Origin of the sequence: Massilia jejuensis, from assembly GCF_042656795.1 — a bacterium.
In the GTDB taxonomy this organism is placed as follows: Bacteria; Pseudomonadota; Gammaproteobacteria; order Burkholderiales; family Burkholderiaceae_D; genus Telluria; species Telluria jejuensis.
The window spans coordinates 1-25,947 of sequence record NZ_JBHSMS010000035.1 but is presented as its reverse complement, the minus strand read 5'-3'; the positions used below and the strand labels follow the sequence as shown (position 1 = coordinate 25,947).

General features: G+C 65.6%; 22 protein-coding genes and 1 other RNA gene. 13 read left to right on the top strand and 10 right to left on the bottom strand.

Annotated elements, in window-relative coordinates; translation table 11 throughout:
• Window positions 1-11: 11 nt before the first annotated feature.
• The 4 genes from ACFPOU_RS10555 to ACFPOU_RS10540 all read left to right on the top strand — a co-directional run bounded on the left by ACFPOU_RS10555 (window position 12) and on the right by ACFPOU_RS10540 (window position 4,432).
• Window positions 12-2,096 (top strand): M3 family metallopeptidase, encoded by a 2,085-nt coding sequence (locus ACFPOU_RS10555; RefSeq protein WP_379720527.1) that lies wholly within the window; start codon window positions 12-14, stop codon window positions 2,094-2,096.
• Window positions 2,097-2,195: 99 nt separating this feature from the next.
• Window positions 2,196-2,621, top strand: coding sequence for a DNA polymerase III subunit chi (locus ACFPOU_RS10550; protein ID WP_379720437.1), 426 nt, complete (start codon window positions 2,196-2,198; stop codon window positions 2,619-2,621).
• Window positions 2,618-2,974, top strand: coding sequence for a hypothetical protein (locus ACFPOU_RS10545; protein ID WP_379720434.1), 357 nt, complete (start codon window positions 2,618-2,620; stop codon window positions 2,972-2,974). The genes ACFPOU_RS10550 and ACFPOU_RS10545 overlap by 4 nt, the downstream gene beginning before the upstream one ends.
• A gap of 324 nt (window positions 2,975-3,298) precedes the next feature.
• Window positions 3,299-4,432 (top strand): branched-chain amino acid ABC transporter substrate-binding protein, encoded by a 1,134-nt coding sequence (locus ACFPOU_RS10540; protein ID WP_379720430.1) that lies wholly within the window; start codon window positions 3,299-3,301, stop codon window positions 4,430-4,432.
• 147 nt (window positions 4,433-4,579) lie between these two features.
• Here the strand turns inward: ACFPOU_RS10540 and ACFPOU_RS10535 are convergent, their stop codons facing one another.
• The gene (locus ACFPOU_RS10535) at window positions 4,580-4,888 is read right to left on the bottom strand and encodes a c-type cytochrome (RefSeq protein ID WP_379720427.1); all 309 of its coding nucleotides are present in this window, start codon (window positions 4,886-4,888) and stop codon (window positions 4,580-4,582) included.
• A gap of 174 nt (window positions 4,889-5,062) precedes the next feature.
• On the opposite strand from ACFPOU_RS10535, the gene ACFPOU_RS10530 reads away from it, so the two are divergent.
• Window positions 5,063-5,287: a TIGR04438 family Trp-rich protein gene (locus ACFPOU_RS10530; RefSeq protein ID WP_379720424.1), complete on the top strand. Its 225-nt coding sequence runs from the start codon at window positions 5,063-5,065 to the stop codon at window positions 5,285-5,287.
• A 69-nt stretch (window positions 5,288-5,356) separates the two neighbouring features.
• Here the strand turns inward: ACFPOU_RS10530 and ilvD are convergent, their stop codons facing one another.
• The gene (gene ilvD, locus ACFPOU_RS10525; RefSeq protein WP_379720421.1) at window positions 5,357-7,042 is read right to left on the bottom strand and encodes a dihydroxy-acid dehydratase; all 1,686 of its coding nucleotides are present in this window, start codon (window positions 7,040-7,042) and stop codon (window positions 5,357-5,359) included.
• 126 nt (window positions 7,043-7,168) lie between these two features.
• Between ilvD and ACFPOU_RS10520 the strand changes: the two genes are divergently transcribed.
• Together ACFPOU_RS10520 and lgt are read left to right on the top strand one after the other, a co-directional pair.
• Window positions 7,169-8,059, top strand: coding sequence for a LysR family transcriptional regulator (locus tag ACFPOU_RS10520; RefSeq protein WP_379720418.1), 891 nt, complete (start codon window positions 7,169-7,171; stop codon window positions 8,057-8,059).
• Complete coding sequence (lgt, locus tag ACFPOU_RS10515) at window positions 8,059-8,907, top strand: prolipoprotein diacylglyceryl transferase (RefSeq protein WP_379720415.1); 849 nt, start codon at window positions 8,059-8,061, stop codon at window positions 8,905-8,907. Before ACFPOU_RS10520 ends, lgt begins: the two co-directional genes overlap by 1 nt.
• Before the next feature lie 45 nt (window positions 8,908-8,952).
• On the opposite strand, the gene ACFPOU_RS10510 is transcribed toward lgt, so the two are convergent.
• The 5 genes from ACFPOU_RS10510 to ACFPOU_RS10490 all read right to left on the bottom strand — a co-directional run bounded on the left by ACFPOU_RS10510 (window position 8,953) and on the right by ACFPOU_RS10490 (window position 11,300).
• Window positions 8,953-9,753 carry a sulfite exporter TauE/SafE family protein gene (locus ACFPOU_RS10510; protein WP_379720412.1) on the bottom strand — a complete coding sequence of 267 codons (801 nt, stop codon included), beginning with the start codon at window positions 9,751-9,753 and terminating at the stop codon, window positions 8,953-8,955.
• 196 nt (window positions 9,754-9,949) lie between these two features.
• Entirely contained in the window at window positions 9,950-10,417 is a 468-nt protein-coding gene (locus ACFPOU_RS10505; protein ID WP_379720409.1) for an EVE domain-containing protein, read from the bottom strand.
• An 84-nt stretch (window positions 10,418-10,501) separates the two neighbouring features.
• A non-coding RNA gene (ssrS, locus tag ACFPOU_RS10500) (6S RNA) lies at window positions 10,502-10,683 on the bottom strand.
• A 45-nt stretch (window positions 10,684-10,728) separates the two neighbouring features.
• Entirely contained in the window at window positions 10,729-11,040 is a 312-nt protein-coding gene (locus tag ACFPOU_RS10495) for a cell division protein ZapA (protein WP_379720406.1), read from the bottom strand.
• Window positions 11,037-11,300: a hypothetical protein gene (locus ACFPOU_RS10490; RefSeq protein ID WP_379720403.1), complete on the bottom strand. Its 264-nt coding sequence runs from the start codon at window positions 11,298-11,300 to the stop codon at window positions 11,037-11,039. Before ACFPOU_RS10490 ends, ACFPOU_RS10495 begins: the two co-directional genes overlap by 4 nt.
• Window positions 11,301-11,740: 440 nt before the next feature.
• Between ACFPOU_RS10490 and groES the strand changes: the two genes are divergently transcribed.
• The 3 genes from groES (at window position 11,741) to ACFPOU_RS10475 (ending at window position 14,240) form a co-directional block, all read left to right on the top strand.
• Entirely contained in the window at window positions 11,741-12,031 is a 291-nt protein-coding gene (gene groES, locus ACFPOU_RS10485; protein WP_379720400.1) for a co-chaperone GroES, read from the top strand.
• A gap of 143 nt (window positions 12,032-12,174) precedes the next feature.
• Window positions 12,175-13,821 carry a chaperonin GroEL gene (gene groL, locus ACFPOU_RS10480; RefSeq protein WP_379720397.1) on the top strand — a complete coding sequence of 549 codons (1,647 nt, stop codon included), beginning with the start codon at window positions 12,175-12,177 and terminating at the stop codon, window positions 13,819-13,821.
• A gap of 140 nt (window positions 13,822-13,961) precedes the next feature.
• A complete protein-coding gene (locus tag ACFPOU_RS10475; protein WP_379720394.1) occupies window positions 13,962-14,240 on the top strand; it encodes a hypothetical protein in 279 nt (92 codons plus the stop codon).
• A 198-nt stretch (window positions 14,241-14,438) separates the two neighbouring features.
• Here ACFPOU_RS10475 and ACFPOU_RS10470 read toward each other — a convergent pair whose 3' ends face one another.
• Window positions 14,439-16,298 (bottom strand): glucokinase, encoded by a 1,860-nt coding sequence (locus ACFPOU_RS10470; protein ID WP_379720391.1) that lies wholly within the window; start codon window positions 16,296-16,298, stop codon window positions 14,439-14,441.
• A complete protein-coding gene (locus ACFPOU_RS10465; protein ID WP_379720389.1) occupies window positions 16,298-17,938 on the bottom strand; it encodes an alpha-glucosidase family protein in 1,641 nt (546 codons plus the stop codon). Before ACFPOU_RS10465 ends, ACFPOU_RS10470 begins: the two co-directional genes overlap by 1 nt.
• Before the next feature lie 244 nt (window positions 17,939-18,182).
• On the opposite strand from ACFPOU_RS10465, the gene ACFPOU_RS10460 reads away from it, so the two are divergent.
• The 3 genes from ACFPOU_RS10460 to ACFPOU_RS10450 all read left to right on the top strand — a co-directional run bounded on the left by ACFPOU_RS10460 (window position 18,183) and on the right by ACFPOU_RS10450 (window position 24,618).
• A complete protein-coding gene (locus ACFPOU_RS10460) occupies window positions 18,183-19,793 on the top strand; it encodes a POT-type proton-dependent oligopeptide transporter (RefSeq protein ID WP_379720386.1) in 1,611 nt (536 codons plus the stop codon).
• Between the two features lie 263 nt (window positions 19,794-20,056).
• Entirely contained in the window at window positions 20,057-22,783 is a 2,727-nt protein-coding gene (locus tag ACFPOU_RS10455; protein ID WP_379720383.1) for an alpha-1,6-glucosidase domain-containing protein, read from the top strand.
• 188 nt (window positions 22,784-22,971) lie between these two features.
• Entirely contained in the window at window positions 22,972-24,618 is a 1,647-nt protein-coding gene (locus tag ACFPOU_RS10450) for a long-chain fatty acid--CoA ligase (protein ID WP_379720380.1), read from the top strand.
• 406 nt (window positions 24,619-25,024) lie between these two features.
• Here the strand turns inward: ACFPOU_RS10450 and ACFPOU_RS10445 are convergent, their stop codons facing one another.
• On the bottom strand, window positions 25,025-25,717 hold the full coding sequence (locus ACFPOU_RS10445) for an NnrU family protein (protein ID WP_379720377.1): 693 nt from the start codon (window positions 25,715-25,717) through the stop codon (window positions 25,025-25,027).
• Window positions 25,718-25,947 lie beyond the last annotated feature (230 nt).

Sequence of the window (25,947 nt, the reverse complement as noted above, 5' to 3'; positions counted from 1 at the left end):
GAAGGAATATGATGAGCATTGACACCAGCAATCCCCTCCTCGACTTTTCAGGACTGCCGCGCTTCGACCTGATCCGGCCGGAACATGTCACCCCGGCCATCGAGCAATTGATTGCAGAGGCGACGCGGGTCGTCGCCGCGCTCGAGGCACCGACCAACTCGGTGACCTGGGACAATTTCGTCGTGCCGCTCGAAGAAGCGACCGAACGCCTCGGCCGTGCCTGGGGCATCGTCAACCACCTGAACCACGTGGCCGACACCCCGGCATTGCGCGCCACCTACAACGAGAACCAGCCGAAGGTGACCGAGTTCTGGACCATCCTCGGCCAGAACGAAGTATTGTTCGACAAGTACAAGGCGATGCGCGCCAACCCGGACTACGTCAACCTGAGCCCGGCGCGCAAGCGCATCGTCGAGAACGCCCTGCGCGACTTCCGGCTCGGCGGCGCCGAACTCCCGGCCGCGAAGAAGGAACGTTTCGCCGCCATCCAGGAGCAGCACGCGGCCATATCGACGCGCTTTTCGGAAAACGTGCTCGACGCGACCAACGACTACAAGCTGCTGGTCGAGGACGAAGCCGAACTCGCCGGCATTCCGGACGACGCCAAGGCCGCCGCGCGCGCCGCCGCCGAGGCCGCGGGCAAGACCGGCTTCCAGTTCACGCTGCATTTCCCATCCTATTTCCCGGTCCTGCAATTTGCCGACAACCGCGCGCTGCGCGAGACGATCTACCGCGCCAGCGCGACGAAAGCGTCGGACATGGGCGCCGTCTTCAGCGAACTGGAGAAATGGGACAACACGACCAACATCGCCCAGCTCCTGAAGCTGCGCGACGAGGAAGCCAAGCTGCTCGACTACCGCAACTTCGCCGAAGTGTCGCTGGTGCCGAAGATGGCCGAGAGCCCGGAACACGTGATCGGCTTCCTGGAAGACCTGGCGCGCCGTGCCCGCCCGTTCGCCGAGAAGGACCTGGCCGAGCTGCGCGCCTTTGCCAGGGACGAACTCGGCATCGACGACCTGCAGGCCTGGGACGTGTCCTACGCTTCGGAAAAACTGCGCGAGCGGCGCTACGCCTTCTCGGCCCAGGAAGTAAAGGAATACTTCCCGGAACCGAAGGTCATCGACGGCCTGTTCAAGGTCGTGGAATCGCTGTTCTCGGTCCGGATTCGTCCGGACACGGCCCCGGTCTGGCATCCGGACGTGCGCTTCTACCGCATCGAGCGCGACGGCCAGCTCATCGGCCAGTTCTATTTCGACCTGTACGCGCGCGCCGGCAAGGGCCAGGGCGCGTGGATGGACGATGCGCGCGGACGCCGCATGACGACCGGCGGCATCGTGCAGACGCCGGTGGCCTACCTCACCTGCAACTTCACGCCGCCGGCGCTGGTCGACGGCAAGACGCAGCCCTCGCTGTTCACGCACGACGAAGTGACGACCCTGTTCCACGAATTCGGCCACGGCCTGCACCACATGCTGACCGAAGTCGAGGAACTGTCGGTCTCGGGCATTTCCGGCGTCGAATGGGATGCGGTCGAGCTGCCGTCCCAGTTCATGGAAAACTTCTGCTGGGAGTGGGACGTCCTGCAAGGCATGACCGCTCACGTGAAGACGGGCGAAGCGCTGCCGCGCGCGCTCTACGACAAGATGCTGGCGGCGAAGAATTTCCAGTCCGGCCTGCAGACGCTGCGCCAGGTCGAGTTTTCCTTGATCGACATGCACCTGCACTACGACTTCGATCCGGGCAGCCAGCAATCGGTCCAGCAGTTGATCGATGAAGTGCGTTCGAAGTTCTCGGTCATGATTCCGCCGTCCTTCAACCGCTTCCAGCATTCCTTCGGCCACATCTTTGCCGGCGGCTACGCGGCCGGCTACTACAGCTACAAATGGGCCGAGGTGCTGTCGGCGGACGCGTACGCGGCCTTCGAGGAAGCGATCGAGGCCGGCGGCGGCGAACTGTCGGCCGAGACCGGAAGGCGCTTCCAGCGCGAGATCCTGGCCGTGGGCGGCTCGCGTCCGGCGCTGGAATCGTTCAAGGCCTTCCGCGGGCGGGAGCCGTCGATCGACGCCTTGCTGCGTCATAACGGGATGAACGCGTAATTTAAGTAATGTGGATGACCTGCGCCCTGGCGGAAAGTTCGCCCGGGCGCAGCGATGCAAACCAAGCGCCCGCCATCGGACCGGTTTACAATCTGATCCATGACCCGGATCGACTTCCATACCAATATCCCCGACAAGCTCGCCTATGCCTGCCGCCTGGCACGCAAGGCCTACGCGTCGAAGGCCAAGCTCGTCCTGCTGGCCGAGGACGCCGCGCAGGCCGCGGCCCTGGACGAGGCGCTCTGGACGCTCTCGAACATCGACTTCCTGCCGCACGTGATGGCCGACGATCCACTGGCGCCGCAAACGCCGATCATCATCACCGCCAGCGAAGAAGCCGGGCTGCCGCACCACGAGATGCTGGTCAACCTCACGCGCCGCACGCCGAGCACCTTTGCCCAGTTCGCGCGCGTGTTCGAGATCATCTCGACGGACGAGGCGGACGCCGCTGCCGGGCGCCAGCGCTACGTCGCCTACAAGAAGCAATCCTATCCGCTGACCCACTTCGTCGCAGGACAATCATGAGCCAGAATCCAGTCTTCGATAGCAGCATCCCCGTATTGACGGAAGTCGTGCTGGAGCCGGCGCCGCCGCCCCAGGCGGACTCGCCGGTCGCGCTGGCGCCGGGCGAGGCGCTGGCGCCGGCCGAAACACCGGATGACGCGCCGGCCCAGGCCGCCCCTGCCGAACCGGACTGGAACGCGCTCGAACGCCGCATCGCCGAGCGCGTCGTCGCCCAGCTGCAACCCCAGCTCGATGCCGTCGTGCGCAATGCGCTGGCCTCGGCCGGCGACCAGATCCACATCGGCCTGCGCCAGGCCGTGGAACAGATCGTCGCCCAGCAGGTGGCCGCCATCGAATTCGGTCAAAAACCGTAGGTCCGGCGCCCGCGCGCTGTCGACGCACCGGTCTTGCAGCGGCCGACGTTACCCATGCCGTGCCGGGCGGCTGCGCACAGCCTTCGACGACACTGCCTGGTGGGCATGAACCATCCACCTGACATGCTACCCGGATCGGGTGCCCATCCCCTTCCCTGCCCCCCGCATCGTGCACGCCCTCCGTGCACGCGCCTGCCGTGACGGCCCCGCGCAATACCGCTTTGCGAACCTTCTGAATTGTTGTACCTTTGCTCTGCATAAATTGCATGAGGCGCTAGCCGGCCGAGAATCGGAGCGCTCGTCATCCCACTACCTGGAGAACGTATGACCATCAAGCTCATTCCCCTTGCCCTCGCGATGCTCGTTGCCGGCGGCGCCAGCGCCCAGCAGGTCGTCAAGATCGGCCACGTCGGCCCGGTCTCCGGCCCGAACTCGCACCTTGGCAAGGACAACGAAAACGGCGCCCGCATGGCGATCGACGAGCTCAACGCGAAAGGCTTCACCATCGACGGCAAGAAGGTCACGCTGCAGCTGGTGGCCGAGGACGACGGTTCCGATCCGAAGCAAGGCACGGCCGTGGCGCAAAAACTGGTCGACGCCAAGGTCAAGGGCGTCATCGGCCACCTCAATTCGGGCACCAGCGTGCCGGCCTCGAAGATCTACAACGACGCGGGCATCCCGCAAATCTCGCCGGCCACCACCGCCACCCAGTACACCAAGCAGCGCTTCCCGGGGGCGTTTCGCGTCGTCGCGAATGACGCCAAGCTCGGCGGCACGCTCGGCAAGTATGCGGTGGACACGCTCAAGGCCAAGAACATCGCCATCATCGACGACCGCACCACCTACGGCCAGGGCGTGGCCACCGAATTCGCGAAGGGTGCCAAGGGGCCCGGCGTGAAAATCGTCGGCAAGGAATTCACCAGCGCCACCGCCACCGACTACACGGCGATCCTGACCTCGATCCGCGCCAAGAAGCCGGACCTGGTCTTCTTCGGCGGCATGGATTCGGTGGGCGGCCCGATGCTCAAGCAAATGAAGGCGCTCGGCATCGAGGCGCGCTTCATGGGCGGCGACGGCATCTGCACCGAGGCGCTCGGCCGCCTGGCGGGCGATGCGGTCGGCGAAGGCAAGGTCATCTGCGCCGAAGCGGGCGGCGTGACCGGCGCCGAGCAGGAAAAGGCGCTCGCCGACTTCCGCGCCCGCTTCAAGCAAAAGACCGGCACCGAGGTGCAGCTGTATTCGCCCTATGTCTACGACGCGGTGATGGTGATGGCGGCGGCGATGCAGGCGGCCAAGTCGGCCGAGCCGGCAAAATACCTGCCTGAACTCAAGAAGATCAATTACCGCGGCGTGACCGGTCAGATCGCCTTCGACGCCTCGGGCGACATCAACAACGGCGCACTGACCCTGTACACTTTCAAGGGCGGCAAGCGCAGCAAGATCGACGTGATCCGCTGATCGCGCCGGCCGGGCCGCGCGCCCGGCAGTGGCGCGGCGCCGTTCCCTGCGTTCCCTGGAAACGGAGCGGCAAAAAAAAGCGCGCCTGGCTGAGGCCGGCGCGCTTCATTCATGGGCCTGCGGCCAAGGCAGGCTGCCGAGCGGCGGCTACTTGGTCGCCAGCACCCACTTGGCAAGGCTGCGCGCTTCCTCTTCGCTCACCTGCGGGTTGGCCGGCATCGGCACCGGCCCCCAGGCGCCCGAGCCGCCCTTGAGGATTTTCGCGACCAGCTTGTCTTCCGCGCCCTTTTGACCGGCGTACTTCGCCGCCACGTCCTTGTACGCAGGACCGACCAGCTTGGTACTCACCGCATGGCAAGCCATGCAATTCTTGGCTTTCGCCAGGTCGGCCTGCGCGAACGCGCTCGAGGATGCCAGGGCCGACAACACACCGCACAAGATCAAAGACCGTTTCATCTGACTCTCCAAAAGTAATGCGTTCATTCTACCTCGTTTCCGTACAGTGAATGCTCAAGGTCACACTCTGTAACCTCGCTTACGTTTTGAGGTTGCATGGTTTCCACGCTGACGCCATATTTTGCCACAGAGCACTAAAATCTTTGTAAGATGGCCTCCATTCTGGAGACCCCCATGCCCCTGATCCTGTTGATTGCCGCGCTGCTGGTGCTGCGCTTTTTCGAAGTCTGGAAGTTTGCCGCCCTGTCCTGGTGGTGGATCGTCGGGCTGATGGTGTTTGCCTTCGTCTGGTTCGAGTATGTGGAAAAGTTGCTCGGCTGGGACAAGAAAAAGGCGCATGACGAGGACGCAAAGCGGCGCCAGGCGCGGGTAAAAGGTTCGTTCGAGAAGCGCAAATAGGTGCGGCCGGCCAGGCGCGGCCGGCGAGCCAGGAGCTCCACCGACGCATCGGCCGGGCCGGAAAACCGTTCAGCCCGTCACGGCGCCCTTGCTCGCACTCGAGGTCAAGGCCGCGAACTTCGCCAGCACCCCACGCGTATAGCGCGGCTTCGGACGCGTCCAGGCCGCGCGGCGGCGCGCGATTTCCTCATCCGGCACGTTCAGCTGGATCAAGAGCGCGTTCGCATCGATCGTCACCGAATCGCCCTCGTTGACCAGCGCGATGGTGCCGCCTTCGAAGGCTTCCGGCGACACGTGCCCGACCACCATGCCCCAGGTGCCGCCCGAGAAGCGCCCGTCGGTGATCAAGCCGACCGACTCGCCCAGGCCCTGGCCGATCAGCGCGCCGGTCGGCGCCAGCATTTCCGGCATGCCCGGTCCGCCCTTCGGGCCCAGGTAACGCAGCACCAGCACGTCGCCGGGGTTGATCCGCTTGGCCATGATCGCGTCCATCGCCGAATACTCGTCGTCGAACACGCGCGCCGGACCCGTGATGGCCGGGTTCTTCAAGCCCGTGATCTTGGCGACGCAGCCTTCGGGCGAGAGGTTGCCCTTCAGGACCGCCAGGTGGCCCTGCGCATACAAAGCCTGGTCCAGCGGCCGGATCACGTCCTGCCCGGCCGGCGGCGCGCTCGGCACCTCGGCCAGTTCTTCGGCCAGCGTGCGCCCGGTGATGGTGATGCAGTCGCCATGCATCAGGCCGGCGTCGAGCAGCAGCTTCATCACTTGCGGCACGCCGCCGGCCTTGTGCAGGTCGGTCGCGACATACTGGCCGGAAGGCTTCAGGTTGCAGATCACCGGCACCTTCAGGCGAATGCGCTCGAAGTCGTCCAGCGTCCACTCGACTTCGGCCGCGTGGGCGATGGCGAGGTAATGCAGCACGGCGTTGGTCGAGCCGCCGGTGGCCATGATCAGGGCGACCGCGTTTTCGATCGCCTTGCGGGTGATGATGTCGCGCGGCTTGAGATCGCGCTTGACCGCTTCGACCAGCACGCGCGCCGATTCGGCGCAGGAACCGACCTTTTCGTCGTCCGGATTGGCCATCGTCGACGAATACATCAGCGACATGCCGAGCGCCTCGAAGGAAGACGACATGGTGTTGGCCGTGTACATGCCGCCGCAGGAACCGGACGACGGGCAGGCATTGCGCTCGATGCCGTCGAAATCTTCCTGGCTCATGCGCCCGGCCGTGAATTCGCCCACCGCTTCGAAAGCGGAGACGATGGTCAGGTCCTTGCCCTTCCAGTTGCCCGGCTTGATCGTGCCGCCGTAGACATAGATGCCCGGCACGTTGGCGCGGGCCAGGGCGATCATCCCGCCCGGCATGTTCTTGTCGCAGCCGCCGATGACGACGACGCCATCCATCCACTGGCCGTTGACGCAGGTTTCGATGCAATCGGCAATGACCTCGCGCGAGATCAGCGAGAACTTCATGCCTTCGGTGCCCATCGACATGCCGTCGGAGATGGTCGGGGTGCCGAACACCTGCGGATTGCCGCCGCTCGCCTTGACCGTCGAGATCGCGATGTCGGCCAGCTTTTGCAGGCCGGAGTTACAGGGCGTGATCGTGGAATGGCCGTTGGCGATACCGATCATCGGCTTGGTGAAATCTTCTTTTTCATAGCCCATCGCGTAATACATCGAGCGGTTCGGGCTGCGGGCGACGCCTTCGGTGACGTTGCGGGATCGGCGGTTGTAGCGCGGCTGGTCGGCCATGATGGACTCCTTGGAAACAGTCTCGAAAGAATGCCTTGCCCGCCAGGCGACGTCAAATATAAGATGTGCGTGCCTGTGATTCGTAAAACATATCAGACGCCCGATAACCAATGGAAACACATATCGATGAATCTTGAATTGCGCCAGCTGCGCTATTTCGTCGCCGTCGCCGAAGAGCTCCACTTCGGCCGCGCCGCCGCGCGCCTGCACATGACCCAGCCGCCGCTGTCGCAGACCATCGCCGCGCTCGAGGAAACGCTGGGCGCGCCGCTCTTCCTGCGCAACCGGAGACAGGTCGAACTGACGGGCGCCGGCAGCGCCCTGCTGCCGGAAGCGCGGCGCCTGCTGGAAGGCGCCGCCGGCCTGGGCGCGCTGGTACGGCGCGCCGCCGCCGGCGAAGCGGGCCGCCTGGCGCTCTCGTTCGTCACGCCGGCCGACTACAGCGTGCTGCCGTCCTTGCTGCGCGATTACAGCGCGGCCTATCCGAACGTCCAGCTGGTGCTGCAGGAAGCGACGACCGACGTCCAGGTCGACGATTTGCTGCACGAACGCATCGATTGCGGCCTCGTCATTCCGCCGCTGTCGGAAAAAGCCCAAGTCCATCTCGACTACGCCAAGCTGCTGGAAGAGCCGCTGGTGCTGTGCGCGCCGGCCGGCGTGCTGCCCGACGCAGGCAAGCCGGTCGATCTGAACACCTTGCGCCGGCTGCCGCTGATCATTTTCCCGCGCAAGAGCGCGCCCAGCCTGTACGACGCCATCCTCAGCTGCTTCCACGAAGCGGGCCTGTCTCCCGAGATCGGCCAGGAAGCGATCCAGATGCAGACCATCGTCAGCCTCGTCTCGGCCGGCATGGGCTTGGCACTTGTGCCACAATCCGTGTCGAACCTGAGGCGCCCCGGCGTAGAATACCGTGCCCTGGCCGGCCCCACGCCCCCCGTCGAACTGGGGCTGGCCTGGCGCCGCGACAATGCCTCGCCCGTGCTGCGCGGCTTTTTGGAATTACTGAGGAAAACATAATGCTGGTACACCCGAATCCGAACCCGGTCGCCTTCTCGCTCGGTCCGGTGGACATCCACTGGTATGGCTTGATGTATGTGGTCGCGTTCGGCCTGTTCCTGCTGCTGGGACGCGTGCGCATCAGGCAGCCGCACATCGCCGCGCAGGGCTGGAAGAACCAGGACCTGGACGACATGCTGTTCTACGGCATGCTCGGGGTGGTCGTCGGCGGGCGCCTGGGCGAAGTGCTGTTCTACCAGCCGGCCCATTTCTTCGCCAACCCCCTGGAGATCTTCAAGGTCTGGCAGGGCGGCATGTCCTTCCACGGCGGCTTCATCGGCGTGCTGGTGGCGATGGCGCTGTGGGCGCGCAAGGCCGGGCGCAACGTGCTCGACGTGTACGACTTCATCGCGCCGATGGTACCGCTCGGCTACGCCGCCGGGCGCCTGGGCAACTTCATCAACCACGAACTGCCGGGCCGCATCGCCGACCCGGACCTGCCGTGGGCCATGCTCTGGCCTGCCGACGGCTGGCACACGCCGCCGATCTTTATCGAAGGCCTGCGCCATCCGTCGCCGCTGTACCAGATGCTGGTCGACGGCATCCTCGTGTTCCTGATCCTGTGGCCGTTCGCGCGCAAGGCGCGTCCACGCCTGGCGGTGGGCGCGATGTTCACCCTGCTGTACGGTTGCGCGCGCTTCTTCACCGAATACTTCCGCGTGCCGGACTGGGAGACGACGGTGGCCGGCTTGCCGATCACCTCGGGGCAGGTGCTGTCGCTGCCGATGATCGTCGCCGCGCTGGCCATGCTGGGCTGGGCGTATTCGCGCGATGGCCGCCGGGTGGCCGGCGCCCCCCCTGCCGCGTGACCGGGCTGCGGCGCGCCCCCCGGGCCGGGCCGCGTTCGGGTGTGCTCAGGCGGCCCTCCAGAACATGTAGGCGGCCAGCGCATAGAGAATCACCGCGAACACCTTCTGCAAGCGCCGCACCGGCATCTTGTGCGCGGTGCGCGCCCCCAGCGGCGCCGTCGCCACGCTGGCGGCGACGATGATCAGCAGGGCCGGCATGTAGACGAAGCCGAGCGAATAGTCCGGCAAGCCCGGCTCGCCCCAGCCATAGAACACGTTCGCCACCGTCCCGGCCAGCGCGATCGGAAAGCCGAGCGCGGCGCTGGTGGCGACCGCGTGGTGGATGCGCACGCCGCACCAGGTCATGAAGGGCACCGAGACGAAACCGCCGCCCGCCCCCACCAGGCCCGCCAGGGTGCCGATCAGGCCGCCCGCGGCGAACATGCCGCCCGTGCCGGGCAAGTCGCGCGCCGCGGCCGGCTTCTTGTTGACCAGCATTTGCGTGGCCGAGAAGGCGACGAAGGCGCCGAAGAACCAGGCCAGGGTCGACGCATCCATCTGCTTGCCGATCCACGGCCCGATCATCGAGCCGGCCACGATGCCCGGCGCCAGCAATTGCACGACGCGCCAGAGCACCGCGCCATGCCGGTGGTGCGCGCGCACCGAGGACAGCGAGGTAAACATGATGGTGGCAAGCGACGTGGCGATCGCCATGTGCACCACCAGCGTCTCGGGTACGCCGCGCGCGGTAAGCACCATGGTAATGAAGGGGACCAGGATCATGCCGCCGCCGATGCCGAGCAGGCCGGCCGCGAAGCCGCCGAAGGCGCCCATTGCCAGCAGCATCAGGATCAGCAGCGGGTCCATGCGGCCCCCATGTCCGGGTGGGCATGCGGCGCGCGGCCGGCGCCGCCGCGGGCCTGGCAGGCCTGGCATGCGGGAAAATACAGGAACGGGTGAGCCATCGGTACGCCTTGCTTATCAAACGGATGAGACAGGCATACTAGACCATGGACCGCCGAATGTCGAAGCCGCGTTCCATGGCGGGCGCCGCGCCGGGCGCTCAATCGCCGCGGCGGATGCGCTCGAGGATCGTCTTCCACTGCCCCGCCGTCACCGGAGAAATGGAAAGGCGGCTGCCTTTCTGCAGCAAGACCATGTCTTCCAATGCGGCGATGGTGCGCATTTCGGCCAGCGGCAAATAGCGTCCCTTTTCCTTTGCACGGACGTCGACCGAAATCCAGCGCGGTTGCGCGCGCGTGGCTTTCGGATCGAAGTATTTGCCGGCGCTGTCGAATTGGGTGGCGTCGGGATAAGCGCCGCTGGCCACTTCCGCGATCCCGGCGACGCCGGGAACGGCGCAACTGGAGTGATAAAACAGGATGCCGTCGCCGATTTGCATGGCATCGCGCATGAAATTGCGCGCCTGGTAATTACGCACGCCGAACCAGGCGACAGTCTGGCCGGAAGCGGCGAGAACGTCGTCGAAACTGACTTCATCGGGTTCGGATTTCATCAACCAATACCGCATGTACCGCATCTCCTTGAAATGGGCGATCAAAGAAAAGACGTAAAAAAACGGCTGCGTGCATATGCCCGCAACCGCTTTCTGGAATTAAGCCCCGCCTGTGCCGTTTTTTGCCGGCATCCCGAACCTGATGGCTCAAGGTGGTCACAGTCAGTTCAATTTCGGGTTCGTCGAACTAGCGACGCTCACGCCCATCAAACACTATCCCGCAACCTATGCATGTAAATGGTTCAAGGAATATATGGCAATCTCGAACACCGCAGGGTGCTACGCAGTTTACTCCCTTGAACTTGCATGTCAAACGAATTTGCCCCTCAGGATAAATTTTCTTGCGGCGCCAGGGCCTTGTCCAGGACGCTGTGCATCACCTCGAGTTTTTGCTTGACTTCGAGCATGGACATGTCCGACAGCGGCCCTTGCGGCGACTTCACCGAGAGGAATTCGGCAGCCACGCTGAGCGCGGCCATGACGGCGATGCGGTCGTTGCCCTTGACCTTGCCGGAGTCGCGCAGCACGGTCATCTTGCCATCGAGGTAGCGCACCGCGTCGCGCAGCGTGGCCTGCTCGCCTTCCTTGCAGGCCAGGCGGTAAGGCTGGCCCATGATCGTTACGTCCAGATAAATCATCGGGCAGCCTCGGGTTCGATGGGTTCGGCGTCGGCGTCGGCCTCGGCATCATGGTCTGCGTCGGCTTCGGGCGCGGGCAACTGCTCGATGACGGCTTCGACCTTGTGCTGGACCTCGACAATACGCTCGACGAGCGCCATGTTCACTTCATTGAGCACCAGGTTCGTCTGGCGCAGTTGCGCATTCTCGGCGCGCAGCGACACGACCAGCTCGGCGAGCCGCTCGATTTTGTCGGATAGGTCTTGGAATTCGGAAATCATTCGTAACTATAGGTCTGATAAGGTTTGACAGTCAACAAGATAGCGCGCCGGATACCGGGCCCGCCTATCGTCCAGCCTGGCCGGCGCTGCCCGAAACGGGGATGGTAACGCGCATGGCCTCCGGGTGCCCACGCCTGTGGCGCTGCCCTTGCCGGCGGTCGTGCGGCATGCCCCTGCTTCCGGTTCAACAGGCCCGTCAGCCGGCTGCGTGCCTGGCTGGAGAAGCCCTTGCAAGCGGTCGGACCGTCTCGGCGCTTGACCGAAAACAAGGTCACGCAATTTATTTTGCAACATGGCCGCTTGAAATACCCCGATGTCGTCCCTATAATTAGCACTCGTTAGTTGAGAGTGCTAACAACCCTTTCAAGCCGCCATGCGCAAGCACGGCGGCAAGCGTAGCAAACAACAGCTAGTCCACACCACTGAATAAGGAGTTCTGCATGAACCTTCGCCCACTGCACGATCGCGTCATCGTGAAGCGTCTCGACCAGGAAACCAAAACCGCCTCCGGCCTGATTATCCCTGATGCAGCCGCTGAAAAGCCGGACCAGGGCGAGATCCTGGCTGTCGGCAACGGCAAGGTCCAGGACAACGGCCAGCTGCGCGCCCTGGAAGTCCAGGTCGGTGACCGCGTCCTGTTCGGCAAGTATTCGGGCCAGACCGTCAAGGTCGACGGCCAGGAATTGCTGGTGATGCGCGAAGAAGACATCATGGCCGTGCTGGTCAAGTAATCCTCCCCATAGCGTGTGAAAAAAAGGCCAGGGCAAGGCGCAGCGTCGAACACAGTCCGCCAGTACGGCGGGACGATGCAACGCCGCCATGGAAGAATTTTCCACATGCGCTAGAACATTTCGAATAAATCGGAGAAATAAACATGGCAGCTAAAGAAGTAATTTTCGGCGACGCAGCGCGCGCCAAGATGGTTGAAGGCGTCAACATCCTCGCCAACGCGGTGAAAGTCACCCTGGGTCCGAAGGGCCGCAACGTCGTGCTCGACCGCGCCTTCGGTTCGCCTACCGTCACCAAGGACGGCGTGTCGGTCGCGAAAGAGATCGAACTCAAGGACAAGCTCATGAACATGGGCGCGCAGATGGTCAAGGAAGTGGCCTCGAAGACCAGCGACAACGCCGGCGACGGCACCACCACCGCGACCGTGCTGGCTCAGGCCATCGTGCGTGAAGGCATGAAGTTCGTTGCCGCCGGCATGAACCCGATGGACCTCAAGCGCGGCATCGACAAGGCAGTCGCCGCCACCGTCGACGAACTGGCGAAGATCGCCCGTCCATGCACCACCACCAAGGAAATCGCCCAGGTCGGCGCCATTTCGGCCAACTCGGACTACTCGATCGGCGAACGCATCGCCGAGGCGATGGAAAAAGTCGGCAAGGAAGGCGTCATCACCGTCGAAGACGGCAAGTCGCTCAATGACGAACTCGACATCGTCGAAGGCATGCAGTTCGACCGCGGCTACCTGTCGCCGTACTTCATCAACAATCCGGACAAGCAAGTCGCGATTCACGACAGCCCGTTCGTGCTGCTGTGCGACAAGAAGATCTCGAACATCCGCGATCTGCTGCCGGTACTGGAACAAGTCGCGAAAGCCGGCCGTCCGCTGGTGATCATCGCCGAAGACATCGAAGGCGAAGCGCTGGCGACCCTGGTCGTCAACAACATCCGCGGCATCCTCAAGACCGTCGCCGTCAAGGCGCCAGGCTTCGGCGACCGCCGCAAGGCCATGCTGGAAGACATCGCCGTCCTGACCGGCGGCCAGGTCATCGCTGAAGAAGTCGGCCTGACCCTGGAAAAAGTCACGCTGGCCGAACTCGGCCAGGCCAAGCGCATCGAAGTCGGCAAGGAAAACACCATCATCATCGACGGTGCCGGCGCTGCCGAAAACATCGAAGCGCGCGTCAAGATGGTGCGCGTCCAGATCGAGGAAGCGACCTCGGACTACGACCGCGAAAAGCTGCAAGAGCGCGTGGCCAAGCTGGCCGGCGGCGTTGCCGTGATCAAGGTCGGCGCCGCCACCGAAGTCGAGATGAAGGAAAAGAAGGCACGCGTCGAAGACGCGCTGCACGCCACCCGCGCCGCGGTTGAAGAAGGCATCGTGCCAGGCGGCGGCGTCGCCCTGCTGCGCGCCCGCGCTTCGATCGACATCAAGGGTGACAATCCCGACCAGGAAGCCGGCATCAAGATCGTCCTGCGCGCAATGGAAGAGCCGCTGCGCATGATCGTCCAGAACGCCGGCGAAGAGCCGTCGGTCGTCGTCGCGGCGGTCCTGGCCGGCAGCGGCAACTACGGCTACAACGCCGCCAACGGCACCTACGGCGACATGGTCGAAATGGGCGTGCTGGACCCGGCCAAGGTCACCCGCTCGGCCCTGCAGAACGCAGCGTCGATCGCCGGCCTGATGCTGACCACCGACTGCATGGTCTCGGAACTGGCGGAAGACAAGCCAGCCGGCGGCATGGGTGGCATGGGCGGCATGGGCGGCATGGGCGGCATGGACGGCATGATGTAATTGCCGCAGCGCCGGTTCGCCGGCGCTGTACTGCACACGAAAAAGCCTGCAAGGTTTGCGCCTTGCGGGCTTTTTTACATCGCACGCATCGGCTAGTATGGGCCCAGGTTTCTGGCTCCACCTTCCTACGAGGTTTGATCATGATGTCACGCGGCGCCTCCCCGACCCTGTTCCTGCTGGCGGCCCTGCTGGCCGGCTGCAAGGACCGGCAGCCTCCCGCCGCGCCGCCGCGGCCGGCCGAGCCGATCGTGCAGCCCAAGGTCGATCCGGCGGTCACGCGCGCGCAGGCGATGGCCGCGCTGCTGGCGCTGCCGGAAGTGAAGAGCTGGTCGCAAGAGATCGAGAAGCGCTCGCGCGGCAAGGCGCGCGGCGCCATCGTCGAAGACGATCCGGCGCCGCGCGTGATCAACGGCCGTTAATACTGGCAGCTCAGTTTCGTCGAGAACCGCGCCGACAAGATCCAGCGGCGCGAGAGTTTTCTCGTGGCGCGCAGCGGGGACCAGATCCTGGTCGAAGACACGGCGAACGATACCGTGCTGTCGCTCGACGACTGGCGGCGCACGATCCGGCGCGTGCACTTGAAGGCGGCCGATTGAAACGCCGGGGGCGGCTTGTTTTCAACTGTCCACATGCGAGATCAGCAGCCTGCGCTGTTCGACCTCGGATTGCGTCCCCGCGCGCCCATTGTGCGCCTCGACCGACAGCCCCACCACCATGACGTCGATGAGCAGCAGCTGCAAGATCCGTGAAATCATCGACAGGAACACGGTGCTGTCCTCGGCATGGTCGACCGCCAGGCACACGCTGGCCTTGCGCGCCAGCGGCGACTGGCCGTTGCCGATGACGATCACGTCCGCCCCGCGCGAGCGGGCGATGTCGACTGCCTGCAGCAGCTCCGGCAGGCGCCCCGAATTCGAGATCGCGATCACCACGTCGCCCGGCCCGAGCAGGTCGGCCGCCAGCATGAACAGGTGCGAGTCGCCATACAGGGCGGTCGGAATGCGGAAGCGGAAGAACTTGTGCTGGCCGTCGAGCGCCACCACGCGGGCGTTGCCCATCGCGTAGAACTCGACGCGGCGCGCGCGGCTCACCAGGTCGATCGCGCGGTCGAGCGTGTGCACGTCGAGCCCGTCGCGGAATTTCAGGATGGCCGAGACGGTGTTGTCGATCACCTTGGCCGACAGGTCGTGGGTGCTGTCGCTGTTCCTCACCTGGCTGTGGCGCACCGGAATCGCGCCGGTCAGGCTGCTGGCGAACTTCAGCTTGAAATCGGCCAGTCCCAGGAAACCCAGCGAACGGCAGAAGCGGATCACGGTCGGCTGCGATACTTCCGCCCCGCGCGCGATGTCGGCGATCGGTTCGTTCAGCACCAGACGCGGCTGCTCGAGCACGAGGGTGGCGACGCGCTGCTCGGCCGGCGTGAGTTCGTGGCGCAGCTGCTTGATGCGGTCCATCAGCGTGTTGGCCCCGCTGCGCCCGCGCAGGTGTTCGGAGAGAATGCTCGCCACGCCGTGGAAGGCGGGATTGGGCGTCGTGATGACGTAGGTCGGGATATCGGCCAGGTAGTGCGAGAAGCGCCCCTTGGCCTCGAAGCGCGCACGAAAAGGGGAACGCGCGAACCACTCGCCCATGCGCGGCACGATGCCGCCGCCGATGAAGATGCCGCCGAAGGCGCCCAGCGTCACGGCCAGGTTGGCGGCGGCGCCGCCCAGCATGCCGCAGAAGACCTCCAGCACCTCGCCGCACAAGGCGTCGTCCTGGTCGAGCGCGCAGGCCAGGATCTCGGCCGCCGACCGTGGCGGCGCGGCCACGCCATTGCGTAGCGCCAGCGCTTCGTGGATCAGTTCCATGCCGGGCCCCGAAATCAGGCGCTCGTTCGACACGTGCCGCCAGGCGCGCCAGGCGTGCTGCAGGATCGCGAACTCGCGCTCGTCGCCGGGCGCGAAGTTCACGTGCCCGCCCTCGCTTCCCAGCGTGACGAAACCGTCGGCGGTCGGAATCACGCCCGACACGCCCAGTCCCGTCCCCGGCCCCAGCACGCCGATGACGGCATTGGCCGCCGCCTTGCCGCCGCCGACCTGCATCAGGTCGTCCGGGGTGAGCACCGGGATCGCCATCGCCAGCGCCGTGAAGTCGTTCACCACCAGCAGCGTCGACAGGCCCAGCTCGCGCCGCACCGCCTCGGTCGAGAAGGCCCAGGCGCGGTTGGTCATGCGCACCTGGTCGCCGTTGACCGGATTGGCCACCGCAAAGGCGGCATGCTGCAGGTTCAGGTCGGGGTGCTGCGCGAGGTAGAAGCGCAGCAGCGGCACCACGCCCTCGAAGTCCTCGCACTTCAGGACGGCGATGTGGCGGAACACGCCGGGCGCCGTCTGCAATGCGAAGCGGGCATGCGTCGCGCCGATGTCGGCCAGCAGGCGCGGACCGTCGGCGAACGCGGTGCGGCCGATTTTTTCCAGCTCGGGCGCGTTACCCATCAGGCGACGGTGCCGAACCAGGCGCCGTAGGCCGGCAGCGTGACGCGCCCGTTCGCAGCCTCGCCCGGCAGGCCGTGGCCGGCCAGGTCCCGGGCTTGCGCCGTCTCCGGCCAGTCGATCGTGACCGGCGCGTTCGACAGGTTGAAGGCGGCCAGCACGGTCGCTTCACCGTCGAGCGTGCGGCGCAGCGCCAGCACCGGTTCCGGCGCGTCGAAGAAGGAGATGTCGCCGCGCGTGAGCTGCGGCAGGCCCTGGCGCCAGTGGATGATGCGGCGCGCGGCGTTCAGTGCCGAGGCCGGGTCGAGCTCCTGCTGCGACACGGAGGCGGCCAGGTGCGGCACGGCGACCGGCAGCCAGGGCTTGCCTTCCGTGAAGCCGGCGTTCGGCGCCGCATTGGTCCACGGCATCGGCGTGCGGCAGCCGTCGCGGCCCTTGAACTCGGGCCAGAAGGTGATGCCGTACGGGTCTTGCAGCAGTTCGAAGGGCACGTCCGCCTCGATCAGCGCCAGCTCGTCGCCCTGGTACAGGCAGGGCGTGCCTTTCAGGGACAGCTGCATCGCCAGGATCATCGCGGCGAAACCGCTCGGGGCACTTTCTCCGCCCCAGCGCGTCATCACGCGGATGGCGTCGTGGTTACCGACCGACCAGGACGCCCAGCCGCCCTTGACGCGCGCCTCGAACTCCTCGACCTGGGTGCGGATGTGGGCGGCCGAGAACTGCGGGGTCAGCAAATTGAAGCTGTAGGCCATGTGCAGCTTGTCGCCGCCGGCGGTATATTCGGCCATCACGGCCAGCGCGTCGTCGGCGCCGACTTCGCCGATCGAGATCGCGCCGTATTCGTCCAGGAGCGCGCGCAGGCGCACCAGGAAGGCGATGTTTTCCGGCTGCGTCTTGTCGTGGACGTGGGCCTGCATGCCGTACGGGTTCACGTCCGTGACGGTGGCGACGTCGCGCTTGGTCGCGGCCGGATTGCTCTTCAGGGAGCGGTCGTGGAAGTGGAAGTTGCAGGCATCCATGCGCACGCCGTCGACGCCGCGTTCGAGCCAGAAGCGCAGCGCGTCCAGGTGGGCCTGCTGCACCTCCGGGTTATGGAAGTTCATGTCCGGCTGGCTGGCCAGGAAGTTATGCAGGTAGTACTGCTTGCGGCGGCTGTCCCATTGCCAGGACGAGCCGCCGAAGACGGACAGCCAGTTGTTCGGCGGATTTCCGTCGGGGAGCGGATCGGCCCAGACATACCAGTCCGCCTTCGGATTGTCGCGGCTCTTGCGGCTCTCGGCGAACCACGGATGCGCTTCGGCCGTGTGCGACATGACCTGGTCGATCATGATCTTCAGGCCCAGGCTGTGCGCCTTGGCGACCATCGCGTCGAAGTCGGCCAGGGTGCCGAACAGCGGATCGACGTCGCAATAGTCGGAAATGTCGTAGCCGAAGTCCTTCATCGGCGACTTGAAATACGGCGACAGCCAGACGATGTTCACGCCCAGGCTGGCGATGTAATCGAGCTTGGCGGTGATGCCCGGGATGTCGCCCACGCCGTCGCCATTCGTGTCGAGGTAGCTGCGCGGGTAAACCTGATAGATGATGGCTTCGCGCCACCAGTCGTTCTCGTGCAGGGGGGCGGGCGTGGCGGTCTGGATCATGGCGAAAGTCCGGTTAGTGATTTTTACGCAATATACAGCAGCTTTTTCGATTTTACAATCCGCCAATCCAAGCGCTAACCATGCATATTTCCTTTGCATTCAAGGGCTTATATGCAAATAAAATTTGCATTGATTATCACCGAAGTAGCAAAACTACGAATGTGCTGCAGCGCGTCACAGCTGAGGCTTGCCAAGACCCGGGCGGCATCATAGGATCGCGTGTTTATTTATTTCAGGATGCGCCATGAGCCAGCCGACGCCGACCGCCGCCAGCGGCCGCATGCCCCGCCAGATCCCCTACATCATCGCCAACGAAGGCTGCGAACGTTTCAGCTTCTATGGCATGCGCAACATCCTCACGCCCTTCCTGATCTCGACCCTGCTGCTGTTCCTGCCGGAGTCCGAGCGCACGGGCGAAGCCAAGCACGTGTTCCACACCTTCGTCATCGGCGTCTACTTCTTCCCGCTGCTCGGCGGCTGGCTGGCCGACCGCTTCTTCGGCAAATACAATACCGTCTTCTGGCTCAGCCTCGTGTACTGCGCGGGCCACGCCTGCCTGGCGATCTTCGAGGACAGCGTCAAGGGCTTTTATCTTGGCCTGGGCCTGATCGCGCTCGGTTCGGGCGGCATCAAGCCGCTGGTGTCGAGTTTCGTCGGCGACCAGTTCGACCAGACCAACAAGGGCAAAGCCAAGATCGTCTTCGACGCCTTCTACTGGATCATCAACTTCGGCTCCTTCTTCGCCTCGCTCCTGATGCCGCTGTTCCTGAAGAACTACGGCCCGGCCGTCGCCTTCGGGATCCCCGGCGTCATGATGTTCATCGCAACGATCGTGTTCTGGAGCGGCCGTAAAAAATACGTGCACGTGCCGCCGGCCGGCGCCACGCCGCATTCGTTTACCCGCGTCGCGAAAAGCGCGCTGCTGGCGCACGCGCCGGGACAAGGCCGTCCGGGCCTCGTCGTTGCCATGGCCGGCGTGGCGGGCGCCGTGGTGGCGCTGGCGATGTCGCCGCAATGGGGCTTCGTGATCGCGGCCTGCACCGCGCTGGTGCTGCTGCTGGCCTTTGGCGGCCTCGGTACCTCGATGCAGCTGGAACGCGCGCGCGGCCTGCATCCCGATGAAGCGGTCGACGGCGTGCGCGCCGTGCTGCGCATCCTGGTCGTGTTCTCGCTGGTCACGCCCTTCTGGTCGCTGTTCGACCAGAAGGCATCGACCTGGGTAGTGCAGGCCAACTCGATGATCACGACCTTCTCCGTCTTCGGCAACGAATTCACGCTGCTGCCGGCGCAGATGCAGGCCCTGAACCCGCTGCTGGTGATGATCCTCATCCCGTTCAACAACCTGGTGCTATTCCCGATGCTCGAGAAGATGGGCTTCATGCCGACGCCGCTGCGCCGCATGACGGCCGGTATCGCCTTCTCGGCCCTGTCCTGGATCGTGATCGGCACCATCCAGGTGTCGATGGACGCCGGCACCCCGACCTCGATGGCCTGGCAGATCCTGCCGTATGCGCTGCTGACGATGGGCGAGGTGCTGGTCTCGGCCACCGGCCTCGAATTCGCCTACAGCCAGGCGCCTGCCTCGATGAAGGGTGCGATCATGGCCTTGTGGAGTCTCGCCGTCACGGTCGGCAACCTGTGGGTGCTGGTCGTGAACGCGGCCGTCAAGAACGACGCGGTGCTCGGCACGATCAGGGAATCCGGGATCGGCGTGATCGCCTTCCAGATGTACTTCTTCGCCGCCTTCGCGCTCCTTGCGGCGCTCGCGTTCGGGCTGTATGCGAAGCGCTACAAGATGGTCGACCATTACCGCAGCACGGACAGCGCGAAGGCGCCGGTGGCGGCCAAGGCGTGATGCCGCACGGCCCGACCGCGTGAAAGAAGCCCGCCGCCGCGCGGGCTTTTTCATGCCCGGCTGCTGCGAGCGGCCCGGACGCGCTCCGGGCCCGAAGGCCGGCCCCCGCCGGCCCCGCGCCACCCGCCGGCGGCATGGCCAGAAGCAGTGGCAGCTAGTAGAATTACATCGGCAACGGCGCCGACTCCCACTGCGATTGCTCTGCATCCCATTGCTGCCGTAGCTGAACTACCACGTCCACTTCACTTATTCGGGTCACTGTCATGCGCCACTCCATGTTCCCGCTCGCGCTCGCCGCCGCGGCCGTCCTCGCCGGTCCGGCCCATGCCGCCATTGCCCTGCAAGACTGCGACACCCCTTCCTTCGCCACGGTCATGCAGGCCGCGCCGAGCACGCTGGAAGCACGCGCGGTCTGGCTCGACCGCCGCCTCGCCAAGTGGCCGGGCATGGCCGCCGACGGCCGCTTCCGCCTCTACCATTCTCCTGGCGGCGCGATCGTCGCCACGGCCGGTGCGAAGGTGCAAGGCGCGGCCGGCTGGCTCGACCTGGGGCTGCATGCCGGCGACATCCCGGCCCACGCCGCGCAGCGTTTCAAGTACGTCGGCGCCGGCCCGGTGCTGGCCGTGGACGAGGCCGACCTCGCGCGCCTCGCCCGGCTGCACCGCGAGCAGCTGGTGCTGGTGCGCGAGGACGCCGCCGGCACCGTGCTGGCCGCCACGCGCCTGCAAGGCGCCGGCGCCCTCGACGACCTGTACGCCGCCGCGCAGGACATCCCGGACCTCGGCGCCACCCCGCGCGCCGGCGCGACCGCCTTCAAACTGTGGGCGCCGACCGCGCAGCAGGCCGCCGTCTGCGTCTACGACAGCGGTACGACGAAGGCGAGCGCCGTCCACCCGCTCGCCTTCGACACCCGCACCGGCGCCTGGAGCGCGCGGGTGCCGCAGGACCTCGCCGGGCGGTATTACCGGTACGCCGTCGACGTGGTCGCCGACGGCGCCGGCCTGGTGCGCAATTTCGTCACCGACCCGTATTCGGTCAGCCTGACCACCGACTCGAAGCGCAGCTACATCGCCGACCTCGACGCCGCCGCCTTGAAGCCGAAGGGCTGGGACGCGCACCGCGCGCCCGATACCGTCAAGGCGCAGGCCGACATGGTTGTCTACGAACTGCACGTGCGCGACTTCTCGCGCGACGATCCGAGCGTGCCCCTGGAAAAACGCGGCAAGTACAGCGCCTTCGGCCAAGCCGGTTCGCACGGCATGCGCCACCTGAAGATGCTGGCCAGGGCCGGCCTGACCGACATCCACCTGCTGCCCGTCTACGACATCGCCAGCGTGCCCGAGCAGGGCTGCGCGGTGCCGCGGCCGCGCGGCGCCACCGACGGCGAGGCGCAGCAGGCGCTGGTCGAAAAGACCGCCCATGCCGACTGCTACAACTGGGGCTACGACCCCTTCCACTACAACGCGCCCGAGGGCAGCTACGCCAGCGACGCGGCAGACGGCGCACGCCGCATCGTCGAACTGCGCGAGATGGTGATGAACCTGCACCGCGCCGGCCTGCGCGTGGGCATGGACGTGGTCTACAACCACACCTTCGCCAGCGGGCAGAAAGAGAAGTCGGTCCTCGACCGCATCGTGCCCGGCTACTACCACCGGCTCGACGCGGCCGGGGCCGTGACCCAGTCGACCTGCTGCGACAACACCGCGACCGAGAACGCGATGATGGCCAAGCTGATGATCGATTCCACCGTCTTGTGGGCCAGGCACTACCGCATGGATTCCTTCCGCTTCGACCTGATGGGCCACCAGCCGCGCGCGGCGATGGAGCGCCTGCAGCAGGCGGTGAACGAGGCGGCCGGGCGCCACGTGCAGCTGATCGGCGAAGGCTGGAATTTCGGCGAGGTGCAGGATGGGGCGCGCTTCGTGCAGGCCTCGCAGCTGTCGCTGGGCGGCAGCGGCATCGGCACCTTCAGCGACCGCGCCCGCGACGCAGCGCGCGGCGGCGGCGCCGGCGACGCGGGCGAGGCGGTGATCAAGCAGCAGGGCTATATCAATGGCCTGGTGTATGACGCCAACGCCAGAGCCGGCGTGCGTCCGCGCGAAGACCTGCTGCGCGCGGCCGACATGATCCGCGTGGGCCTGGCCGGCACCGTGCGCGGCTACCCGCTGGTGAACCACGACGGCGTCACGCGCAAGCTGGAAGCCATGCACTACGGCGGCCAGCCGGCCGGCTACGCCAGCGCGCCGGGCGAAACCGTCAACTATGTCGAGAACCACGACAACCAGACGCTGTACGATGCGAATGCGCTGAAGCTGCCGCTGGACACCCCGGGCGCCGAGCGCGCGCGCGTGCAGGTACTGGGCCTGGCGACCACCGCCTTGAGCCAGGGCGTCGCCTATTTCCATGCGGGCGCCGAAATCCTGCGTTCCAAGTCGCTCGACCGCAACAGCTTCAATTCGGGCGACTGGTTCAACCGCCTCGACTGGACCTACCGGACCAATCACTTCGGCACCGGCCTGCCGCCAAGGCCGGACAATGCCAGGGACTGGCCGCTGTTCCAGCCGTTGCTGGCCAATCCCGCGCTGCGTGCGGCGCCGCGCGATATCGCCTTTACCCGCGACGCCTTCCGCGACCTGCTGGCCATTCGCAGCAGTTCGACGCTGTTCCGGCTGCGCACTGCCGACGACGTGGCGCAGCGCCTGCGCTTCTTCAACGTCGGCCCGCACCAGGAGCCGACCGTGATCGCCGCCCACCTCGATGGGCGCGGCCATGCGGGCGCCGGTTTCAGCAGCATTCGCTATTTCCTGAACGTCGACAAGCGGGACCACGCCGTGACCGACGAACAGGCGCGCGGCAGGCGCCTGCGCCTGCATCCGGTGCACAGCGCCCCGGGCGCCGGCGACAAGCGGGCCGCCCGGGCGCGCTTCGACGGCGCCAGCGGCAGCTTCAGCATCCCGGCGCGCACGGCCGTCGTCTTCGTCGAGGATTGACGCCGCCGGCAAGGCGCGGCTGCCGCCCCGGGCCGGGCATCGTCAAGCCCGGCATCGCGCCCGGGAGAACGGCGATGGCGGCGGCTGCGCCGTGCCGGTGCCTGGCTGGCGGCCTGAAGAACTGGGTAGGATGGGATAAACTCGTCGCTCGAGCGATGATCCGCATCGCCACCCAGGAGACCCGCACCATGCAAGATCGCCCTGTCGATTTCTGGCCGCGTAGTTTGCCGCGGCACCTGACGGTCCCCGCGACCAATCTCGTCGTCAACCTGGATGTCTCGGCCGCGCGCTATCCGGACAAGCCGGCCATCATCTTCTACGACACGCCGCTCACCTACGCCGACCTGAAGCACGAAGTGGAGCTGGCGGCGGGCTATTTGCAGGCAGAATGCGGCGTCGAACGCGGCGACCGCGTCCTGCTCTACATGCAGAACAGCCCGCAGTTCATCATCGCCTACTACGCGATCCTGCGCGCGAATGCGGTCGTGGTGCCGGTCAACCCGATGAATCTGACCGAGGAGCTGCGCCACTACGTGGACGACACCGGCGCCTGCACCATCTTCGCGGCCCAGGATCTGGTCAAGCAGGTCGCGCCGCTGGTCGGGTCCGGCCTGCGCCACGTGCTGGTGGCGACCTATTCCGACCATCTCACCAGGCCTACCGACCTCGACGTCCCCGAATTTGTCGCCGCGCCGCGCCGCGCCGTCGAGGGCGCGGGCCTGGTGCCGTGGGGTGACATGCTGGCGCGCGGCTGCCATCCGGGCGCGCTCGTCGCCGGTCCGGACGACCTGTGCGCCATGCCCTACACTTCCGGCACCACCGGCCTGCCGAAAGGCTGCATGCATACCCACCGCAGCGTGATGTACAACGCCGTGGCCGGCGTGCAGTGGTTCGGCGCGCAGCAGGATTCGGTCGCGCTCAGCGTGCTGCCCCTGTTCCACGTGACGGGCATGCAGGGCGGGATGAACGGCCCGATCTTCATCGGCGGCACGGTCGTCCTGATGGCGCGCTGGGACCGCGACACGGCGGCCGAATGCATCCGGCGCCACCGCATCAACGCCACCCAGCTCATCTCCACCATGGTGATCGACCTGCTATCGAGTCCCCGCATCGACGTCTACGACCTCTCGAGCATCACCCGCCTTTCCGGCGGCGGCGCGGCGATGCCGGACGCGATCGCGCAAAAGATGCACGACCTGCTCGGCATCGATTACGTCGAGGGCTACGGCATGTCCGAGACCATCGCGCCGACCCACATCAATCCACCCGAGCGCACCAAGAAGCAATGCCTCGGCATTCCGATCCAGGACGTCGACGCGCGCGTGATCGACGCCGACACGCTGCGCACGCTGGGGATCGGCGAAGTCGGCGAGATCGTCGTGCACGGCCCGCAGGTCATGCTGGGCTACTGGAACAATCCGCAGGCGACGGCGGACACCTTCGTCGACATCGGCGGCAAGCGTTTTTTGCGCACCGGCGACATCGGCAAGGTCGACGAGGATGGCTATTTCTTCATGGTCGACCGTTTGAAGCGCATGATCAACGCTTCGGGCTACAAGGTATGGCCTGCGGAAGTGGAAGCGCTGATGTACCGGCATCCGGCGATCCGCGAAGTGTGCGTGGTGGCCAGCGCCGACGCGCGCCGCGGCGAAACCGTCAAGGCGGTGGTCGCGCTGAAGGACGGTTTTGCCGGACGCGTCAGCGAGGCCGAGATCATCGACTGGGCGCACCAGAACATGGCCGCCTACAAAAGCCCGCGCATCGTGGAATTTCGCGACGCCTTGCCCAAATCGGCCACCGGCAAGGTGCAGTGGCGAGCACTGCAAGGCTCATAAAAAAACAGCTGGGGTCACGTCTGACATTCGGACACGGCCTCAACAATACTTCAGTTTTTCAGTGGCCTGATTGGTTCTGCCATGGACGGATTGCAGGACCGAGGCAGAGGCCGTGTTCGAATGCCAGACCTGACCCCGGCCTTGCGGCCTTGGTGGCCTGACTGGTTCCGCCACGCACGAATTGCAGAACTAAGGCAAAGGCCGTGTCCGAATGTCAGACCTGACCCCGGCTTTCGACCCCGGCTTTCCCGAGACCTGACCCCGGCCTCCGGCTTTCCCTGTCCGAATGTCAGACCTGACCCCGGCTTTCCGCTCCGGCTTTCCCTGTCCGAATGTCAGACCTGACCCCGGCTTTCCGGCTGAATGTCAGACCTGACCCCGGCTTTCCGGCTTTCCGGCCTTGGTTTCAGGCCAGCCAGCGCCAGATTCCCGCGGCCCAGCCGGCCAGTGGAATGTGCGCCCAGGTCGCCAGCAGCCAGAGTACGATCCCGCCGCCGATGGCGTGCGCGCCGAAGCCGCCGAAGCGCGCACGCTTCTGGACAATCGCCGCGAACGGCCAGTAGCTGGTGCGGCTTTCCCAGGCAATCCAGCCCTGCGGGTCTTGCATCGCTTTCTTGCGGTCCTGGAGCGCCGCGCCGACCAGGGCCAGTACGATGATGGCGCCCGCCAGGATGATGTTCTTCTCGACCGGATACACCAGGATGTGGCTCACGCCCCAGATCGCGAACGACCACATCATCGGGTGGCGCGTGACGGCATATACGCCCGTCGCCTGCGCCGTCGCCGCGCTCTTCGCCGCGCCCGGCAGGGCCGGGTTGCGGATGAAGGACCCGAGCAGCAGGATGGAGGCGAACAGCATGGCGACCGTCACGACAGCCCAGAGGCCGTCGCCCACCGCCCACAGCGGCGTCGTCGTTGGCGCGGCTTTGTAGAAGTGAACGGTGGCGGCAAACGTGGCCAGCGCGACACTGGAGTACAGGATCGTGAAGCCCTTTTCTCCGAGTGCCTGCACCAATGGCCGGCGCAAGGGATGGGACAGCAGGAAATGGGTCAGCACAAACGCGCTGGCGGCCGTCAGCACCATCATCGAACCAGACATGACATTCCCCTTCGCCGTGTTTCGTTGTCGTGAGCGCCTTGTTATGAAACAAACACACCGCACTGTAGCAAATAATATACTGTTGACTGATTGATATTCGTCGAACTGCGCGCGACGACAACCCGTTCTTGCCCGTCCGGGACCGCCTGCGCCTTTCGCCACCGCGCTAGGGTGTGTCTGACTGAGTTCATAGGAGCCATAACATAATTGTTGCCACGGTCACGGCAGCG

What these genes read in the sequence shown, in the direction of transcription:
- ACFPOU_RS10475 (WP_379720394.1), top strand. Translation starts at nt 13,962, where the DNA reads ATGATGTCACGCGGCGCCTCCCCGACCCTGTTCCTGCTGGCGGCCCTG.
- groL (WP_379720397.1), top strand. Translation starts at nt 12,175, where the DNA reads ATGGCAGCTAAAGAAGTAATTTTCGGCGACGCAGCGCGCGCCAAGATG.
- ACFPOU_RS10460 (WP_379720386.1), top strand. Translation starts at nt 18,183, where the DNA reads ATGAGCCAGCCGACGCCGACCGCCGCCAGCGGCCGCATGCCCCGCCAG.
- ACFPOU_RS10550 (WP_379720437.1), top strand. Translation starts at nt 2,196, where the DNA reads ATGACCCGGATCGACTTCCATACCAATATCCCCGACAAGCTCGCCTAT.
- ACFPOU_RS10555 (WP_379720527.1), top strand. Translation starts at nt 12, where the DNA reads ATGAGCATTGACACCAGCAATCCCCTCCTCGACTTTTCAGGACTGCCG.
- ACFPOU_RS10470 (WP_379720391.1), bottom strand. Translation starts at nt 16,298, where the DNA reads ATGGGTAACGCGCCCGAGCTGGAAAAAATCGGCCGCACCGCGTTCGCC.
- ACFPOU_RS10495 (WP_379720406.1), bottom strand. Translation starts at nt 11,040, where the DNA reads ATGATTTATCTGGACGTAACGATCATGGGCCAGCCTTACCGCCTGGCC.
- groES (WP_379720400.1), top strand. Translation starts at nt 11,741, where the DNA reads ATGAACCTTCGCCCACTGCACGATCGCGTCATCGTGAAGCGTCTCGAC.
- ACFPOU_RS10450 (WP_379720380.1), top strand. Translation starts at nt 22,972, where the DNA reads ATGCAAGATCGCCCTGTCGATTTCTGGCCGCGTAGTTTGCCGCGGCAC.
- ACFPOU_RS10465 (WP_379720389.1), bottom strand. Translation starts at nt 17,938, where the DNA reads ATGATCCAGACCGCCACGCCCGCCCCCCTGCACGAGAACGACTGGTGG.
- ACFPOU_RS10445 (WP_379720377.1), bottom strand. Translation starts at nt 25,717, where the DNA reads ATGTCTGGTTCGATGATGGTGCTGACGGCCGCCAGCGCGTTTGTGCTG.
- ACFPOU_RS10540 (WP_379720430.1), top strand. Translation starts at nt 3,299, where the DNA reads ATGACCATCAAGCTCATTCCCCTTGCCCTCGCGATGCTCGTTGCCGGC.
- ACFPOU_RS10490 (WP_379720403.1), bottom strand. Translation starts at nt 11,300, where the DNA reads ATGATTTCCGAATTCCAAGACCTATCCGACAAAATCGAGCGGCTCGCC.
- lgt (WP_379720415.1), top strand. Translation starts at nt 8,059, where the DNA reads ATGCTGGTACACCCGAATCCGAACCCGGTCGCCTTCTCGCTCGGTCCG.
- ACFPOU_RS10510 (WP_379720412.1), bottom strand. Translation starts at nt 9,753, where the DNA reads ATGGACCCGCTGCTGATCCTGATGCTGCTGGCAATGGGCGCCTTCGGC.
- ACFPOU_RS10520 (WP_379720418.1), top strand. Translation starts at nt 7,169, where the DNA reads ATGAATCTTGAATTGCGCCAGCTGCGCTATTTCGTCGCCGTCGCCGAA.
- ACFPOU_RS10545 (WP_379720434.1), top strand. Translation starts at nt 2,618, where the DNA reads ATGAGCCAGAATCCAGTCTTCGATAGCAGCATCCCCGTATTGACGGAA.
- ilvD (WP_379720421.1), bottom strand. Translation starts at nt 7,042, where the DNA reads ATGGCCGACCAGCCGCGCTACAACCGCCGATCCCGCAACGTCACCGAA.
- ACFPOU_RS10505 (WP_379720409.1), bottom strand. Translation starts at nt 10,417, where the DNA reads ATGCGGTATTGGTTGATGAAATCCGAACCCGATGAAGTCAGTTTCGAC.
- ACFPOU_RS10535 (WP_379720427.1), bottom strand. Translation starts at nt 4,888, where the DNA reads ATGAAACGGTCTTTGATCTTGTGCGGTGTGTTGTCGGCCCTGGCATCC.
- ACFPOU_RS10455 (WP_379720383.1), top strand. Translation starts at nt 20,057, where the DNA reads ATGCGCCACTCCATGTTCCCGCTCGCGCTCGCCGCCGCGGCCGTCCTC.
- ACFPOU_RS10530 (WP_379720424.1), top strand. Translation starts at nt 5,063, where the DNA reads ATGCCCCTGATCCTGTTGATTGCCGCGCTGCTGGTGCTGCGCTTTTTC.